15 protein-coding genes are annotated in these 18,001 nt (G+C 58.2%); 2 read left to right on the top strand and 13 right to left on the bottom strand.

Annotated elements, in window-relative coordinates:
* Positions 1-216: 216 nt before the first annotated feature.
* A complete protein-coding gene (locus tag NQV17_RS37920; protein WP_308235589.1) occupies positions 217-453 on the bottom strand; it encodes a BPSL0761 family protein in 237 nt (78 codons plus the stop codon).
* Between the two features lie 112 nt (positions 454-565).
* Between NQV17_RS37920 and NQV17_RS07995 the strand changes: the two genes are divergently transcribed.
* Positions 566-2,440 carry a hypothetical protein gene (locus NQV17_RS07995; protein WP_257771169.1) on the top strand — a complete coding sequence of 625 codons (1,875 nt, stop codon included), beginning with the start codon at positions 566-568 and terminating at the stop codon, positions 2,438-2,440.
* 120 nt (positions 2,441-2,560) lie between these two features.
* Here the strand turns inward: NQV17_RS07995 and NQV17_RS08000 are convergent, their stop codons facing one another.
* The 8 genes from NQV17_RS08000 to NQV17_RS08035 form a co-directional block, all read right to left on the bottom strand.
* Positions 2,561-3,742: a porin gene (locus tag NQV17_RS08000; protein ID WP_257771171.1), complete on the bottom strand. Its 1,182-nt coding sequence runs from the start codon at positions 3,740-3,742 to the stop codon at positions 2,561-2,563.
* A gap of 123 nt (positions 3,743-3,865) precedes the next feature.
* Positions 3,866-4,615, bottom strand: coding sequence for a transporter substrate-binding domain-containing protein (locus NQV17_RS08005; RefSeq protein ID WP_257771173.1), 750 nt, complete (start codon positions 4,613-4,615; stop codon positions 3,866-3,868).
* Positions 4,612-5,052, bottom strand: coding sequence for a heme-binding protein (locus NQV17_RS08010; RefSeq protein WP_257771176.1), 441 nt, complete (start codon positions 5,050-5,052; stop codon positions 4,612-4,614). The genes NQV17_RS08005 and NQV17_RS08010 overlap by 4 nt, the downstream gene beginning before the upstream one ends.
* A 26-nt stretch (positions 5,053-5,078) precedes the next feature.
* Positions 5,079-5,399 carry a hypothetical protein gene (locus tag NQV17_RS08015; protein WP_257771178.1) on the bottom strand — a complete coding sequence of 107 codons (321 nt, stop codon included), beginning with the start codon at positions 5,397-5,399 and terminating at the stop codon, positions 5,079-5,081.
* Between the two features lie 86 nt (positions 5,400-5,485).
* Positions 5,486-6,826: an MFS transporter gene (locus NQV17_RS08020; RefSeq protein ID WP_257771180.1), complete on the bottom strand. Its 1,341-nt coding sequence runs from the start codon at positions 6,824-6,826 to the stop codon at positions 5,486-5,488.
* 65 nt (positions 6,827-6,891) lie between these two features.
* Positions 6,892-7,440: a flavin reductase gene (locus tag NQV17_RS08025; protein ID WP_257771182.1), complete on the bottom strand. Its 549-nt coding sequence runs from the start codon at positions 7,438-7,440 to the stop codon at positions 6,892-6,894.
* Between the two features lie 26 nt (positions 7,441-7,466).
* Complete coding sequence (locus tag NQV17_RS08030; protein ID WP_257771184.1) at positions 7,467-8,492, bottom strand: LLM class flavin-dependent oxidoreductase; 1,026 nt, start codon at positions 8,490-8,492, stop codon at positions 7,467-7,469.
* Positions 8,493-8,757: 265 nt separating this feature from the next.
* Positions 8,758-9,813: a LysR family transcriptional regulator gene (locus tag NQV17_RS08035; protein ID WP_257771186.1), complete on the bottom strand. Its 1,056-nt coding sequence runs from the start codon at positions 9,811-9,813 to the stop codon at positions 8,758-8,760.
* A gap of 91 nt (positions 9,814-9,904) precedes the next feature.
* On the opposite strand from NQV17_RS08035, the gene NQV17_RS08040 reads away from it, so the two are divergent.
* The gene (locus tag NQV17_RS08040; RefSeq protein WP_257771189.1) at positions 9,905-10,414 is read left to right on the top strand and encodes a flavin reductase; all 510 of its coding nucleotides are present in this window, start codon (positions 9,905-9,907) and stop codon (positions 10,412-10,414) included.
* Positions 10,415-10,637: 223 nt separating this feature from the next.
* Here NQV17_RS08040 and NQV17_RS08045 read toward each other — a convergent pair whose 3' ends face one another.
* From NQV17_RS08045 to NQV17_RS08060, 4 genes are all read right to left on the bottom strand, one after another.
* A complete protein-coding gene (locus NQV17_RS08045) occupies positions 10,638-13,640 on the bottom strand; it encodes an FAD-binding and (Fe-S)-binding domain-containing protein (protein ID WP_257771191.1) in 3,003 nt (1,000 codons plus the stop codon).
* Between the two features lies 1 nt (position 13,641).
* Positions 13,642-14,670, bottom strand: a complete 1,029-nt coding sequence (locus NQV17_RS08050; protein WP_257771193.1) for a DUF1338 domain-containing protein — start codon at positions 14,668-14,670, stop codon at positions 13,642-13,644.
* Positions 14,671-14,768: 98 nt separating this feature from the next.
* Positions 14,769-16,160: an MFS transporter gene (locus NQV17_RS08055; protein ID WP_257771195.1), complete on the bottom strand. Its 1,392-nt coding sequence runs from the start codon at positions 16,158-16,160 to the stop codon at positions 14,769-14,771.
* A gap of 94 nt (positions 16,161-16,254) precedes the next feature.
* Positions 16,255-16,749 (bottom strand): 6,7-dimethyl-8-ribityllumazine synthase, encoded by a 495-nt coding sequence (locus NQV17_RS08060; RefSeq protein WP_257771198.1) that lies wholly within the window; start codon positions 16,747-16,749, stop codon positions 16,255-16,257.
* Positions 16,750-18,001: the final 1,252 nt, after the last annotated feature.

The following is an 18,001-nucleotide window of genomic DNA, read 5'->3' on the forward strand; positions in this document are numbered from 1 at the left end:
CCTGTAGTCGCAAAGGAAACCTGCCCATCATTTGTAACGGGCGAGTGTGACGGAAACGAGGACGTGCCGGAAGGATTTCGCCGCGACGCAACGCCTGCGGTCATTTCTGGGGTTCAGCGTTGTCCGACCGTCCTGGTTTGCCAACGAGTTGATAGACGCGCCCCGACAGTGTCTTACCTCGTAACGTCTTATGGTCGAACGTGACAATCGCGGAACTCACGCGGCCACTGAAATCGCGGTCATCCACTCCGACGAAGTGCCGCGTCCCGTCATCGATTTCGAGAACCCTCCATCTGGCGATGGAAACCTCGGGTTCAGCGGATAGTGCCTCAGTAGGCATACTGCGACTGACTGAACGAGACCGCTGATGGTTACCTCGTCGGCAGACGCGAGCATCTGCAAAAACTTGCGTGTTTCGATGACTGCTTTCGTGCGCTCATGTGCGGTTGTCATCTGCCTCTCCCGCTAGAAGCTGGATGGTAACGTCCGAAAATGACTTCACCTCGGTTCCCTCACACCAGCGTTGCCAAACGTAGTCACCCGCGTCTACGGCGACGAGACATTCATGCGTCCCAAAATGTATGCAGATGCGGTATCCGACGCAGTCAGGATTTTCGGACTAGATGCGAAGACTGTCCGTAAATACTATGAGCGTCATCTGTTCTATGGAGAGCACGAGTTTGCCTTGGCAGACCACAATTGGGAAAAGGGGGCGCCCGGAGTTTCACGGCACGGAGCGAAGCACACTGACGGAACACTTATCGAATCTGGACGGAAGACCTACGCGCAGACGCTCGACCGCTCAAGCAAATTCCGGCGGAAGATGTTTCCGGAAAGACTTCGAGCGAGCCTGACGAAATTCGTCCGCGCCAATGCTCACGAACCCGGTGCCACATCTACCGTGCTCGTTCGACGCTTTTATCGCGGATTACGAGGCTACAACCGTGCAGCCGATGGCAGCATTCAGAGCTCTCCCGTCGACCCAAGGAAGCTACCGCCGGAGGCGAACGCCGTACGTATAGCAGCGCCAATCCTAAAAGAGGAACGCGCTCGCCTGGCTGTACTCAAAGACTCCGCTCGTGGAAAGGGCTACTCCGCTCAAATTGCGAATGGCGACTTCAACGTGGTCGATATCGATGGCACAGTCGCAGATTGCTTCTTGCGGTACGGCGATTCGAGGATTGAAATCGATGGAGTCTTGAAGCCCACTGTTCTGTTAGCAATTGACCGCTCCAGCAGGGCGATAATTGGGTGGTATGTGACCTATCGCAAGGAGAATGCCGACGCGTACCTGGCTTGCGCTTTCAGTGCCTGTACAGACAAAGAGGCCGAACTGGCGAGGTGGCAAGTATCACATCTAGATGGAATGGTGTATGGATGTCCGAGTGCGATATTCGTGGACCGAGGACCTGGAATCTCGGAGAAGGTGCGAAACGCCGTGGTCACTGGAATGAGGATGCGGCAGCTGATGGCTGCGCCTGGCAGCCCGCAATCGAAGGGCGATGTCGAGCAGGCGATGGATTTCTTCCAGGAGGAAGTCGCCAGAATCTCCGGCTCGACGTACGGTGAGCCGGTAAAGGGAAAGGGGCCTGATAAGGACGCTGCCAGGAAACGAAATCGGACGAAACTGAGGCGAGCGCCGGGCACTGCTACCCTCACGCTGGCGGAGTTCATGAAAGCGCTTCTCACTGCCATAAGCAGACACAACTTGACTGCGGATGTGACAAGGCTACGGACCGACCTCATGCTGGAAGGCAATGTTCCTCCCGTTCCGAAGCAAATGTTTCTTTTTAACCAGGCAATGCGTGACGGCGACGCGGCCTGGGATATGACGGAAGAGGAAGTGATACGTCGACTTGCCAAACCATTCTATGGACGTGAAGCGCCGGGCGGAATCATCACCTTCGGGAACATGAGCTTTACCTCAGATGAGCTTCGTAAGAGTGCCATTGAATTCGAAGCCTATAACAATGGGCGTACCCTGACCATCAATGGCTTCGAGCTGTTCACCTCCGATTTGCATGCGCTCTGGGACGACGACGGCCATTTGGTAGAGCTTCAAGGGACACCGTTGACGAAGAAAAGGTACGGCCTCACCTACCCTGACATATGCGACTACATCTCAATGCGAGGCGTGTCAGACCTTGCCAAGGAACGGGACAAGCATCGTAAACATCCAACAGCAGAACAAGCTGTCAAACGCGACCGAGTCTCGCAATCCATGCAGAAACAGATGGAGGCAGTTGAGGGCGTGAAGCGCACCGTCAACAATCGGAACGTTCGCAAAGCTGCAGTGGAAGAGTCCGGCGCTGCCGATACGCGTGCCCTGCTGGGCGTTGTTCGCGGCGCGCTGACAGTGGCCCCGACACCGAGCCAAATCGTACGCGTTAAGGAAGCGATTTTCGTAGACGACGAGCAAGAACTCGACATTGACTTCTAGCGAACGCGCGGTTCTCCCGAGGGAGACTGCCAGTGCCGTGCGTTTGTCTAGCCTATGGCGCAGCGACTCAGCACCGTAGACCAAACAACCAAGTCACTTCGGCTCCCTCGGACCCAGTTCTCAGAACTTATGGCGAATGCCGACCCGGACCAGAGCCTGTCGGTCGCTGCTTGACGGTGAGCTTTGATTGTTAATTGCAGCGACCGCGGGTCGATTCCGCGAATCTGTCCCCGACGCCTTCTGAAAGACGCCCAAAAGATAGACGTCCGTACGCTTCGACAGGAAATAATCGACGGCCGCCATACCTTGATGGTAGGTAGCGCCGGTGTTGGTGCCCGCCGCGGTCGAAACGTCACTGCCCTTCGTGTAGTCGTAGGCGAAGCCGACAATCAAGGCCGGAGTCAGCTGATACTTGAAGTTTCCTTCGACGTTGTTGAAATGCACGCTGCCTCTGTAGCCTGCCGGGTTCGGACCGCTACTGAGGTCACCAATGTCCTTGAAAGAAATGTTCGAATAAGTGAACCCCACGGTGGCAGCACCAATCGTGTATGCGCCGCCGGCGCTCGCCACTTGATAGGTGTGCGCAGACATGAAGCCGCTGTATACGGGGCTGGCAACGTTCGCGGTGGTAGCCGAAGGCGTGCCGGTCGTCGCGTTTCCGAAGAAGCCGACGTTCGGATTCCGCACATTCAAATAGCCCGCACCGAGCGACAACGGGCCGTTGGAATAGCCAACGCCGATTGACCATGCCTGGTTACGCGTCGCGTCTCCGGCGACACCGCCCACACCGTATTCGACAGCAGCGGAAAACCCGCCGAAAACAGCACTTCGAACCTTGATAGCATTATTGGTTCGAACGGTGTTGTTCAGGTTGTCGAGGTCACCGGGATGCGCGCCCACATTCCCGGCCCATTGCGTGCCTGCTTCAAACGGGGCCACGTAGTCGGCATTGGCGTCGTACTGACGCCCGAGCGTTACCGTTGCCCATCGGGAAGAAAGCCCGACGAATGCTTGCCGTCCGAACAGCAGCCCGCCCTGGCCAAACTTCCCAGTATTGACGTCGAAACCGTTCTCCAAGGTGAAGATAGCGCTATATCCGCCGCCAAGGTCTTCCGTCCCCTTCAAACCCCAACGGCTTGCGTTCAACACGCCGCCTTGCATCGCGTATGAACGATTTCCGTTCATGTTGCTGTTGTAATTGAATCCGTTGTCGATGATGCCGTACAACGTAACGCTGCTCTGTGCGCAGGCAATGTTTGCCATCGCCATGCCGGTGCATGCCAGCACTAAAATCTTTTTCATCAAGAGTCTCCAATATGGTTTTTTTTAACTTCTACAACACCAACGATTAGGATTGCGATGTTTATAAGACGTCGACAACTGACCTCACCGGCACCTGCTGTTGACTTTACTAGTCGAGAGCTTTCATACCTGAACCAGCGGAGCCACTTGCGCCTCCGTCTGCCCTGAGCGCGTCAAGCTATCGGCGACGAATCCCAACCTCTTCATCCTTTCGACGTAATCGCACACGTACGCAAGCGCAAACAACCTTCCCTTTGGGACAGCCATCGCCTGCTGTATCACCATGAAATAGCCATCGGCCATCTTCAGGTTGGAACGCGTCGAAGCAAATTCCGCAAGCGGCTTGTAAATCCCCGCGGCGACATCCGCCTTGCCTTCAAGCAGCAACTGGACGGCGCCGACAGACGTAACCGAATGAACGATTTCGGCGTGTTGGAGAGTGCGAGAAAGGAACAAGTCGTATGCAGTGTTGCGGCCTGCCGCGACGCGCACCCCCGCGCGGTCAATGTCGTGCGTCGTAATGAATGCGGAATCGCTGGGCACGAGGTATCCACCATGAAGCAAGGCATAGGCTGCCGAGTAGTCAAGACGCATGCCCCGAGCGGGGTCGATAGCGAGAAATCCAACGGCACAATGACCAGAAGCGATTGCCTCAAACGCTTCGTTGGCGGTCCCGAATGGCACGAGCTCGGCTTCAAGGCCCAGCTCTCGCGCAAGGCCATACGCGAGGTCGACGGAAATCCCATTCAGTTCACCGCTCTCCGCGTTCCGTCGCGCCAGGATAGGGTTGCCGTAATTGATTGCAGCCCGCAACGCCCCACTTGGCGCCAATTCGCGGGTCGCGTCCGCTGCGAGCTTGCTCACATCGGTCACGCTGCATCCCCTGTGTCCGCGACAAGGTCTACAGCGGTGATACCCACCACGGCACACTCCTCGTCCTTCGGCGACGCATCGCCGCTGACGCCGACTGCGCCCAGCAAAAGGCCATCGCTACTACGAACAAGAACACCGCCTGGAACGGGGACCACCTTGCCGCCCGTCAGCCCCGACAGCGCCGTCAGGAACGGCGCGGAAGTCTGCGCGCGGCGGGCCAGTTCTCGTCCACCAAAACCCATCGCGAGGCAGCCGTAGGCCTTTCCGGTGGCAATCTCGGGGCGCAGCAGGCTCGCCCCGTCTTCGCGCTTAGCTGCAATCAAATGTCCGCCAGCGTCCAGAACTACGACACACAACGGCGCAAGCTTGAGCTCACGCCCCTTCTGGAGCGCCCGGTCGACGATGCGTGTGGCGCTGTCAAGATTCAACTGGTTCATTTCTCGATTCCTGTACAGAGATGCGGTTACTGAGCCGTTTCAGTCCAGACGACGTGTGCCTTGATGCAGCCGGTCGCCTCGTCAACCCAGCCGTACTTCTTTGCGCCCGCAATCATCTTTGTCACACCGTCTTGCCATTCCGGCGCCTCGCTTCGGCCCGGCGCCGTACGCAGCCACGTTTCCTTCACCCACATGGTTTCAGCGTCGGTCATATCGCCCACGAAAGAGACGGCGTCCCGGACACGAAGCTGGTCACTGGGATTGCCCTCGACATTGACGCTGAATCGCTTGAAGTCCTCGGGGAACTCCAACGTCGCTGACAAATCATTCGAAATTTTCACCTGCATGATTGCGACTCCTCAGATAAAGCAATGGCCGGTGAACGAGGGATGAACATGACTGGCGTGTCGCATCCCGTCGCCCAACCGGGACCTCACTCATGCCGGTCCATCGCTGAAGATTTCAGCGTGTCGCGCATGAAGATGTAGACAATCAGCGAGATGGCGATACACCCGGTCAGGTAGTAGTAGAACCATCCTTCATGCCCGATTGACTTGAGCCATAACGCGAGCATTTCGGACGTACCGCCAAAGATTGAGACGGTGAGCGCGTACGGCAGCCCAACGCCAGTGGCCCGGACATTCGTGGGGAACAGCTCCGCCTTCACCACCCCACTGATTGACGTGTATGCCGATACGATGAGCCACGCAGCTGCAATAAGCAGGAAAGCCTGAAGCGGTCCCGTCGCGGTCTGCAGCTTCGTCATCAGCGGAACCGTGAAAAGCGTGCCGGCAACGCCGAAGCCGATAAGCAAGCGCTTGCGTCCGACGAGGTCGGACAGCCAACCGTAGAACGGCTGGAGCAGCATGGCAACTAGGAGACTACCGGCAGTAACCATCGTCGTTTGGTCATCGGTCAGCTTAACGGAGAGCTTCAAGAACTTCTGCATGTAGACGGTGTACGTATAAAACGCTGCCGTCCCGCCGATGGTGATACCGACAACCAGGAAGACTTCACGTGGATATTTGAATATTGCCCCCAGCGAGCTTCGCGAACGCCCCGCGAGGTTCTTCTTTCGGTAGGCGTCCGTTTCGTGCATGCTCTTGCGCATGACCGCGGCGAATACAGCGAGCGCCGCGCCAATAAAGAACGGAATGCGCCAACCCCAGGTCCTCAACTCTTCCGCGCTCAGTATCCATTTTTGCAGGAGCAACAGCACCACGATGGCGCTCAGTTGGCCGCCGATGAGGGTAACGTACTGGAAGCTGGCGTAGAAACCACGATGTTTGTCGTGAGCGATTTCCGAGAGATATGTTGCGCTCGTCCCATACTCCCCGCCGAGGCTGAGCCCTTGGATGATGCGTGCGAAACCGAGCAATATCGGGGCAGCGATGCCAATAGAAGCATAGGTCGGCGTCACCGCGATAATCAGCGACCCTCCGCACATCATGAGCACCGACACCGTAAGGGCTTTGCGTCGACCGTAGGAATCGGCGAAATGGCCGAACAGCCATCCGCCGATGGGGCGCATGATAAAGCCAGCGGCAAACAACAATGCCGCGTTGAGCTGCTGCGTGATGGGGTCACCGTGCGGGAAAAACTGATTCGCGAAATAGAGCGCAAACGCCGCGTAGGCGTAGAAGTCGTACCACTCCACGAGATTACCCAGCGAGCCGATAAAGATGGCCCGCAGTCTGCGAGCTGCACCGATAGACTGGCTGAAGTCGGTCTCCGCCTTAGGAAGCGCGGGGTTGAGGGTGTCCTGCGAACTCATGTCTCCTCCGAAGCATTCGAAGAATGCATTTCTGGATGGGGGATTTAGTGCACCGCAACTTCTCTTCAGGAAGTCTTTAGCGGAGCGCTCTCTTTGGGTACTGCTTCATGCGTGTCGTCATGCCGGTCACCATCACCAACCGGATGGAAATCGCGCCGGAAGTAAACAAGACCTCCTTCCTTCTGGGCCGCAACAGCCCTGACTTCAACGAAGAAGACAGCGTGCGTGCCTTTGTCGACAATAGAAGTGACCACTCCGTCGAATGCAGCGGCAGCTCCTTGAAGGACAGGAGCCCCCGTCGCAAGCGTCATCCAGCTTCCAGAGCCGAATCGCTCTTCCGGAGCGCACCTTGTCGCGCCCGCGAACACGGCGGCGACGTCGCGCTGACGCGCGCTCACGGTGTTGATACAAAGCACCCCGTTCTTCCGAAAAACTGCCTCGCTACGACTGGAGCGGTTGATACAGACTGCGACTGTCGGTGGCTCGTCAGTGACGCTGAATACAGCGCTGGCTGTCATGCCTGCGCGACCGGAGACGCCGTCCGACGTGATGATGTTCACCGCGGCGCCAAGATGAGCCATCGCCTCGCGAAACGCCAACCGGTCAACAGGCATGACTGCTCCCTTTTGACGACAGTTGGTTACGCGGACACACCTTCTTCCTCCGGTTCCGTCTGGAACTCGGGAAGAATCTCGCTGGCGAAACGGTGCAACGTGTCACGCGAGCCGCCGAGAATGCTGCAGATGAGATAACCGGCACCTGCTTCTTTAAGCGCGTGAATCTTCTCGCGGATTTCTTCGACAGTACCGACGAGAGCGCTGTCGGTCGGAGGCAGGCCGCCCTTCGAGTACGACAGGATGTGCGAGCCGCCGGCTTTGTCCGGAGCACGCGCATGGTCAATCGTGCGTTGGCGGGACTGGTTCAGGCGTTCGATGGCGGCCTGCTTATCCTGTTCGTCCTTTGCGATGAAGAGGTCGCGCGCAACCGCGACTTCGTTGCGGTTGTAGGCCCGGCCCTGCTCGCTGATTGCTTGCTTGAAAAACTCGATGCGCTGACCGGTGAGCTTCGCGTCAGCGAACTGGTCGAGCAAGAGATTGAAGCCTCGAGACGCGACCTTGCGAATCGACGGCTCGCTCCCCGCGCCCATCCACATCGCCGGCCGTTGTGCGATATTCGGCTCCACGATAACGTCGTTGAAGTTCCAGAACTTGCCGTGGTGGGAAAAGCGCTCGCTGGCGCCCCACGACTTGAGCATGATGTCGAGACACTCCTCGAAGCGTGCTTCGGCTTCTTCAATAGGAATATTGAAACCCGTGAACTCGGCATGACGATAGCCTTTTCCCACGCCGAGGTCGAGGCGGCCGCCAGACAGCAGTTCGAGCGTTGCAGCTTGCTCGGCGAGGAGCACGGGGTTGTGCCACGGCAGCACCATCGTGGCCGTTCCGACGCGCAGCGTTGTAGTACGTGCAGCCAACCACGTCAGGAGGTTGAGCGTGGACGAGACCTGTCCCCAGCCAGTGAAGTGGTGCTCCACGAGAAAGGTGCTGTAGAACCCGAGCTTCTCGGCTTCGACATTGAAGTCGATGTAGTCGTGAAACCCTTGACCGATGCCTGCGCCCAAGGTCGAGCTGTTTGCCTGAGCACTACCGAACAATCCGAAAAGCATGTCTATCTCCTTAGGCGGATGCAACCGCAGTGTTTGTGAAGTCAGTATCACTCGACGCCCTGTCGAACAGAAGGCGATGCACTGGCAACCAGCCTTGCAGAATTTGAGGAGATGGGAGACTACGTCGCTGCAGCGCGCTAGATAGGCGAGAGAGGACGTACGACGGCGCAAGAATGCGGAAACGCGAATGCCCGGTTCGGGAAGACCCCGAGTGAGACCAACGGCATTTGCGCCGGAGGCCTCCCGATTGTGATTGCTTGCTTTCTTACAGGGCGCTTCTAAACTCGGGAACTGTGTCGAAATCCGTCTTGGAGAGATGCTCGACGAAGTAGTCGAGCAGAGACCTGACTTTCACTGCCATCAAACGGTTGTGTGTGAAAACCGCATTGATTGGGCGAGGTGGCAGCTCGAAATTTCGCAGGAGAACCTGGAGCCGCCCTTCGGCAACATGCTGTGCGACCGACCACGCGGGCGAATAGACGAGCCCAGCTCCCTCGACCGCCGCGGCGACGACACCGTCCAGTGTATTTGACCGCATACGAACGGGGACCTTTACATTGGTCGGCTTGCCACCACTCAGCATCTGCCATTCCGAACTGATACTCGACTGCCCGTAAATCAAGCAATCATGCTTATCCAAGTCTTCAATGCTTTGCGGAGTGCCCCGCTTGTCCAAGTAGTCCGGCGCGGCGCTGATGACCCACCGCAGCGAGCCGAGCCGGCGTGCAATGAGACTGGAGTCCTCCATATGACCAATGCGCACCGCTATGTCGATACCTTCCTCGACGAGATTCAGTTGGCGGTCCAGGAGCATGACATCCAGTGTCACTTTGGGATTATCAACAAGGAACTTGGCCAGGATGGGTAGCATGAAGACTCGCCCAAACAAGGTAGGGCCGCAGACGTGCAGCTTGCCGACGGGAGCCTCTGAAGCTTCCGTCAGGCTGGCTTCCATTTCGTCGATTTCTGCCAGTAACCGTTTCGCCTTCTCGTAGTAAGCACGACCTGCCTCCGTTAGCGCCAGCATGCGCGTGGAGCGGATGATGAGCCGGGTGCCGATACGTTCCTCCAGCATCGTCAGGTATCGGCTCACGGAGGAAAGCGACAGGCCGCGTTCGCGCGCGGCCGCTGAAAGACTACCTGCGTCGATAGCCGTGACGAACAAGGCCATCGCGTCAATCCGATTCATCAGCATGGTGGTCAGTACGTTGTTTCGGATGGGTGCTTCCGGCAAAAGTACCGGATTGCCATCAGAGTTGAAAGAGTGGTTCGCAGTTTTTTGGCTTCCCGCATACAGGGTGAGCGGCAATACTGAAGTCATGAAGCGATGGACGGACGCGATACATCCCGGTGCTTAGAGCGCCACCTTGCAGCCGATACCGCGCTTCCCCTTTACCCTCAAGGAGACAATCATGTCTGTCGAACGCCAAGACTTTCGCAACGCGATGGCGCAGCTCGGTGCCGCAGTCAATGTCATCACGACCGACGGAGCGGCGGGTCGTGCGGGCATGACGGCCAGCGCAGTTTGCAGCGTCACCGACGAACCGCCAACGGTCGCCGTCTGCATCAATCGGACGAGTCGGAGCCATCCGCTCTTCAAGGCAAACGGCGTTCTCTGCGTGAACACCGTCAGCGCCGAGCAGGAGGACGTTTCCTCCGTGTTCGCCGGCGTGACCAAGTGCAGCCCGGAGCAACGCTTCGAGACTGGCGAGTGGACGAAGATGGCCACCGGCGCCCCCGTTCTCCGAGACGCGCTCGTCTCGTTCGACGGACGCATCACCGACGTGGTCGAGAAAGGCACTCATACCGTATTCTTTGTCGAAGTTGACGCCGTGCGCCACAGTGACTCGGCAGGGCTGGTGTATTTCCGTCGCAGCTTTCATCCGGTCGGTACGGCGCAAGAGGAATTGGCCGCCGCATGAAGTGCTGATGGACGGGCGATATCGCTCAAAGCGGTATCGCCCTTTCCGCTCCCAGTAGCTGCATCAAGCAACATGACGAGGGCCCTCTCCTCAAAACGCGGATAGCGCACACTGGCGGTGCGCGTTTCGCCGCCCACTAACTTCCTTCCGAGCGCTTTCTCGCTCTACAAGGCTCCAGCTCCAATTTGGAACTGAAACACGTGCCTCGTACATTCCGCAGCTCCTACCTACTATAGCTGTCAGAAGCCACGGCAGCGCGGTCGTGCGCGTGGTCGACTGCTCTGCAAGAGGAGTCCATGGGTGCATGTCCATCGGCGTCGAACCCGGCTTGCTCGATGGCCCTGAGCACCAGTTCAGCCATGTGAATCGAATTCTTGCCAGTGGCCGCAATCTGCTCCTTGCAGCTGAAGCCGTTGGTCACAACCCAGGCGTCGGGCGAGGCCTTGCGAAGCTTCGGAAGCAACGAATCTTCAGCAATCTTCATCGACAGCTCGTAGTGGTCAGTATTGAAGCCGAACGAGCCTGCCATCCCGCAGCAGCCCGTGTCGAGCAACGACCAACGTACGCCAATCTTGTCGAGAAGCGCCTTTTCTCCGTTCATACCGAAGACCGATTTTTGATGGCAATGTCCATGGACGACGACATCAGCATCGAGGCGTGGCCATTCGACGTCCCGTCGGGCGACAAAATCCGAGAACAGATGCGTTTGTTCCGAGAGCTTGGCCGCCGCTCGATTGGCTGGCAACTGCTTCAGCAACTCGTCCTTGAGAACCGACAGACAGCCAGGCTCCAGCCCGACCACCGGCACGCCAGCTGCAATTTCCGGAGACAGTTCCGACACCGCCGTCTCGAGAAGTGCGCGGGCCCTGTCTATCAGACCGTAGTCGTACAACGGTCGGCCGCAGCACAATCGGCGCCGCGGCAGCACAACTTCGTATTCCAGCCACTCCAGTACCTTCACTGCAGCGATTGCTACGTCGGGTGAGAAGTGGTCGTTGAATGTGTCGACCCACAATATGACCTTCCCCGCTGAACCGACTTCTTTGGTCGGCATGTCTCTCACCATCGAACGGAATGTTCGATGCGCAAAGACTGGTAGGCTGCGCTCCGGCGCAACGCCTGCGACCCATTTCCCAAGTCGGCCGGTGATGCCCGACGTCAGAAAGTTCATCAGACGCGGCGCTTTACTCGCCAGCGGAGCCCATTGGCCAATCATTCCCATGAACCAGGCCTGGCGGGGCCGCGCATGCGTCTCATAGTAGTGGGAAAGGAATTCGGCCTTGTATGAAGCCATATCGGTGTGGGTCGGACAGTCGGACTTGCATCCTTTGCATGCAAGGCATGTATCGAGCGCTTCTTTGACTTCACGGCTGTTCCAACCGTCCGAGATGACCTCGCCCTGCAACATCTCCCAGAACAGGTGCGCCCGTCCGCGTGTTGAGAATTTCTCTTCGCGCGTTGCCCTGTAGCTCGGGCACATCGTCCCGCCGTCGTGCGAGCGACATTTGCCCATGCCAATGCATCGTTCAACGGCCCGTTGCATCCCGTTGCCTTCGCGACTCGTAAAAGTGAGCCGGGTTGCAAGCGTAACCGGCTTGTACGCTGGGCCCATCCGCAGATTCTCGTCGACGCGATATGCATTAACGACCTTGCCAGGGTTCAGCCTGTTCGCCGGGTCCCATATTTCCTTGAATTCGGCCATCGCCTGCATAATCTCGGGGCCGTACATGATGGGCAAAAACTCCGCCTTGGCTTGCCCGTCTCCGTGCTCGCCCGACAGCGACCCGCCGAAGTCAACGACCAATTGGGCCGCCTCTCGCAAGAAGTTTCGCCACGTCGCGACGCCTTCGGCTGTCCGTATATCGAAGGTGATTCGCGCATGCACGCAGCCATCGCCAAAGTGCCCGTACAGGCAGGTCTCGTAGCCGTAACGGTCGACGAGTGCCTGGAACTCTCGCAGGTAGTCGCCGAGTCGCAACGGGTCCACGGCTGCGTCTTCCCACCCAGCGATTGGGTCCGGCTTCGATGGGTCGATGGAGAGCGCGACCGCCGACGCTCCGGTCTCCCGGATAGACCAAATCTTCTGTTGCTGACTCCTGCTTTCAACGACCATGCCGGTGACTCGCGGGCCAGCGTGCCCCGCGCCAAAATACGCATCTGCCTCATGCGCCTGCCTGAGTGCTTCATCCGCAGTGTCAGCGCCGAATTCGAGCACGACCCAGGCGTCGCCAGCAGGTAACAAGGCGATTTCTTCGGCCTTCAATCCTCGCGCCTGCAGGCCCCGGATGATGCCGCGGTCCAACCCTTCAATAGCGATAGGAGAAAAACGGTTGAAATGGGCAACAGCATCGGCAGCGATGAAGATGTCATCGAATCCGAGCACGAGCAGTACGCGCTGAGCCGGGCTATGCACCAACCGCACTTTCGCCCGTAGCGTGACCGCGCAGGTGCCTTCGGTGCCAACGAGCGCGCGTGCGACATTGAAGCCGTTTTCGGGAAGCAACTGGTCAAGGTTGAAGCCCGACACACGCCGTTTGATTTGAGGGAATTCGCTTCGAATACTTTCGGCGTATCGGTCACGCAGCGCGCGAAGCCGCGCATAGATTTCGCCGCGTCGTCCACCCTGCGCAATGATTTGTTCCAGCTCCGTTTCGGTGGTCGGCCCGACCCAGAATCGAGCGCCGTCGTACGTCGCGACGTGAAGCGCTTCAACGTTCTCGACGGTTTTGCCGGCCATGACCGAGTGCGCACCGCAAGAGTTGTTAGCTATCATCCCGCCCAACGTGCAACGACTATGAGTGGCGGGGTCGGGCGCGAAGGTCAGGCCGTATTGCTCCGCCGCGTCGCGCAGAGAGTCACAAACGACCCCGGGCTCGACCACGGCAGTTTTGTTCTCAGCGTCGATGGACACCACGCGGTTCACATACTTGCTCACGTCGGCGACGACAGCCACATTGACGCCCTGCCCATTCTGGGAAGTGCCACCGCCGCGCGCCAGGAACGGCACATCGTTGCGTCTGCATACCTCGAGCGCCAGAACGAGGTCGTCGACATCCGTGGGTACAACCACGCCGATAGGAATTTGCCGATAGTTAGAGGCATCCGAAGCATAAAGCGCTTTGGAACCGCTATCGAATCGAACCTCCCCCTTCATGTGGCTTCGGAGGTCGGACACAAGTCTGCTGACCAGGTCCGAGCTTGCATCAAACGGCGTGGCTGGCTTCACGTTACTTTCCTGCGTTTGCGGTCATCTTGAAAATGCCCTGTGCGTTGCCCGCATCAAAGCGAAGGTCGGTCGTCCAGCGTTGCGTTTCGCGGTCGAATTGGCGTTTGCGCGTGATGAACTCGTAGAACGACCCAGGGACGGTTCGCGTAACCACGTCGCCGTGACCAGACAAGAACTGCCGCTCGACGAGGTCGGCGCGATATGCGGTCTGGAAAACGCGCCCCGAGCGGGAGCGTTCTACTTCGGCCTTCATCGGCCGCCCGTTTGCGATTTCGCGCTCGGACAAGGCGAAAACGTCAGCGATGCGGTCGGTTGCATGATTGAACGCGTTACCCTCTGTCGCAATCCAGGCCATCTCGGCCGACTCGCGCAGCAGCAGCTCGTAGTCGCTCAAATGCGGAACATCATGCTGGCGGGAGAACGCGCCAACAATGACCGGGAGGAGTTCGTGCGCCGTGTCGATTGAAATCGAACCCTCTCGGTCCAATTCCCAAAGCTGCATGACCGCGACAGGCGACAATGGGTCGCGCGAACTGCTCACAACGTTCGTGACGGCCTGTTGGAATTCTTCCGAAAAGCGCTCCGGGTGAAGCTCGCTGACGAAGAATTGCGCGATGTCGTCGGGTGCATCCTGATGCACATAGGCCCGCCCCGTCATGCCAAGCTTATCGAGCGGATAGCGACCATTTAGCTGATAGCCCAGCGGACGCAGAATGCGCGTGAAGGCCACTTCGCCGGGCGGCAGCGCGCCGTTGCTTGCCCACCTGACAGTGCGCAATGCTCCGTGGTCGAAATGTACAGAACCGCCGTTCGCCACCGCTTCGCGAGTATACGTGCGACCGTTCTCCGAACGTTCGAGCAGGTCGTCGAAGAGCGACATGTTCATCGCTTGAGCGAGTTCGGCTCTCGTCACAACGTCGTCTTCCCATTCGCCCAGCACCTCGGGCACATTCAACGTCGAAAACAACGAGTCAGTCTTCTCTTGGCCGAGCAGCCGGACAAGAAGGGCTTCGAGGTTCGGGTTACGCATCGCTTTCTCTCACGCAAAAGTTGGTCGGGTCAAAACAGGTACAGCAAAATGGGACGTCGGCCGTGCCATCGAATGCATCGCGCTCACGTGGAATCTGCTTAAGCTCGCCTTGGTGCGAACAGTCGTAGTACGCTCAATACGCCGCCGAGCCCCGCGAACAGGCAGCCTGACCAAAGTGCGATGACCGGACCGTGCTGATGGGAAATGCCGAGTGTCAGCGCAACAAGGCTCGCTCCGGTCGCCTGCCCAAGTAGACGCGCGACGCCAAGGATTCCGCTCGCTGCTCCGCCTCGCTCGGGTGGAGCGCTCGACATGATGGTGCGTTGGTTCGGCGACAGAAACAGGCCGAAGCCGAATCCGCACAACGTCATTGAGCCCGCGATGAGCACCGTGGATGCGTCGTTAGGCAGAAGCGCCAACACGCCGAAGCCGGCGCTGAGAAGCGCGAGCCCCAGCCCGCCGAGAAAGCCCGCTGGGACCTTGTCAGAAAGGGAACCAGAAATCGGCGCCATGATTGCGCCAAGGACAGGCCAAGGCGTGATGAGAAAACCCGTCTCAATCTGACTGCGTCCCATTGAGGTCTGCAACAGAAACGGTAGCGAGACGAACGCAATGCCTTGGGCCGTGAACGCGCAGATAGCGGCAACGGCCGACAGGGAAAAGACGGGGCTGCGGAACAGGTCGACCGCCAGAAGCGGGGCCGCCTCTCCCGATTGACGACGCGCAAGTGCGTAACCACACGTCACGGCTAGGGCGAGTTCAGCCAACAGCACTTGAAGCGGTGCTTGATGGGTCCCTTCACCGATACCGTGAACAATGAATGCAAACATCGCCGCACACAGAAGCGCCGCGACCCAGTCAAAGCGGCGTTGAGCAATCGTGGTAGCAGGCAGAAACCGCCATGCAAGCAGTGCCGCGACGCCGCACGCGGGAACGTTGACCAAGAACAGCCAATGCCACGTGGAAACGGAAAGGATGAGGGACGCAACGGTCGGACCGGCCGCAAAGCCGGCTGCGATAACCAGCGCGTTGAGGCCCAGTCCGCGACCGAGTTTCTGTTCCGGATAGATGAAGCGGACCAGCGCAGTATTTGCGCTCATAATCGCCGCTGCCCCGAGACCTTGTATGGCACGTGCTGCCACAAGGCTCGACAATGACCATGCCAAGCCGCACCCGAGTGAGGAAAGCGTAAAGAGCACGAGTCCAGCCACGAATACGCGATGGTGACCGTGAATCTCGCCGATAGCCCCAAGCGGAAGCATGGCCGCGACCATGACAAGTTGATAGGTGGTCACAATCCAGACTGCATCCGCACCGAGGATGTGTAAATCTCTGGTGATTGTCGGAAGCGCGGTATTCGTGACAGCTGTGTCAAGCACCGCCATAAACACCGCAATCGAGATAGCAAGCATCGCCAACACGCGGACCCGCGCGGGCGGTTGCATCGATTGAGTATCAGATGAAGAGGTAGATTGGCAGGAGACTGACATGTATTGTTTCCGATAGAGCGCCGTTCAAGCGGAATTACCTCAGACACTGACGACGTCGTCCTGGACTGTACGAGCTGACCGATGATTCCGTGAGTCAGGCCGCCACATGTTCGACGCCTTCGGTCACCGTTGCAGCTTGGCTCAAGCTGACGACCGTACTAATGCACGCGAGTGCGACCTCCCGCCCTTTCGTGACGAAGTGCGATTGGAAGAAGGAGCTGTGCTCTTGGCACTCGTGGAAGTTATGAGGTGTGAGCACAGCGGAGAAAACTGGCGTGAGCGTTTCAAGCTGCACTTGCATAAGTCCACTGATGACGGCTTGCGCGACGAACTCATGGCGATAGATTCCGCCGTTCACCACGAAGCCGGCGCCGACGATGCCGGCGTAGTCGCCGGTAAGGGCGAGAAGTTTCGCTCGTAGAGGAATTTCGAATGCGCCGGGAACGGTGAACAAGTCGACAGCGCTCTCGTCGAACCCGTGTTCACCGAGCGTGCGCAGAAAAGAGTCTCGACACTGGTCAACAATGTCTCGATGCCAGCCTGCCTGGATGAAGGCGATGCGGCGCGCTGCGGTGAGGGGGAGGCTCATTTCGAACACCAAGCTGAGATTGATGAACGTACTTTAGACCTCGTCGCCATTGCCGAGAATGGGCCGGAATGGCAATCATCCTTGCAGAATTTTACGAGCTGATTCGCCCCTAAATATGGGTCGGCGAACGGTAGACCGGCCGTGTGAGTCAATGCTCGACCATTATGGGTATGCATCCAGGCAAACCGAGGAGCATATTGCTTCTTGCGTCGTGTCGCAGTTGTCGCCTCGAAATTGGGTGTAACGGCGGCTCCCAAGGGGCAAGGTCATCGAACTACTTTTGCCTCACGCAGCGCAAAGCCTTACCCGGCAAGGATTCCGCTGGAGAAGAAGCGTCCCGACGGACGCTTTCGTTTTTTTGGTGCGGTGCGGTGTGAATTTTTGAGACGTTAGGGGCAACTGGACCAAAATTCCGCTGCAGCAATTTGCGCAATACCTCGGCGGACGAGGATTTCGTCTCGGTGAGAAGCGTCCCGGGGGACACATTCATTGTTGGCGAACAGCTGTGCCAAAGTGAATTAGAAGTGTTTACGCGTAAACGCTTCTAGGCGTTTTCGTGTGGTTTTCCACCACTAACGTCTTGTTTTAACAGCGTAATCGCTTCTAATTCCAGGGCCGGATTTCGGCTCACTCTCCACGAGAATTGGGGGAAAACCGGCATCGGAGTGACACCCGGGGACGGGTGGTCTTCGGTACAGATGAAACGAGACGCGGTAGAGTCTGTAGCGGCTGCGAAGCGACAAGGCAGACGTGTCTGCCGCACTATGTCAAATCAGCCAGCACTCCAACATAGCCGCGTGTTGGAGTCGATTGTGCGTCTACTGCGAGGCGGCGTAGACCAGCATCAGCGCCGGCTGGTTGAGGAGGCACTCCATGTGCGTCGTAAAAGCACGGGTGTGCGGCAGACCCAGACCGGAACGGTTCGTCGACAAATGGAGCGGCGAGGCGGGGGGACAGAGAGCTCCTAAGTCATTGATTCGTAGAGATTGGCCGCGTAATTTTCGTTTTCGAGATTTGTGCGGCCACTATTGAAAGCAGGAGTCGATAGCGAGCGCGGCGTGACGCTCGGCGAAGGTGTCTCGATGAGCCGCACAACGAGTCGACCAACATAAAATGTGTGATTCACGGACATCGTTTCAACTAATATGGGGCGATGGAGCGCGAAATCTCGATGCGATTACGTTGGGTGCGCATGTATCACGAGACCGGCAACGCCGGTCTCGTGTGCACGCGTTGTGGCATCTCCAGGCCA

It is taken from the genome of Burkholderia sp. SCN-KJ, assembly GCF_024656005.1.
In the GTDB taxonomy this organism is placed as follows: Bacteria; Pseudomonadota; Gammaproteobacteria; order Burkholderiales; family Burkholderiaceae; genus Burkholderia.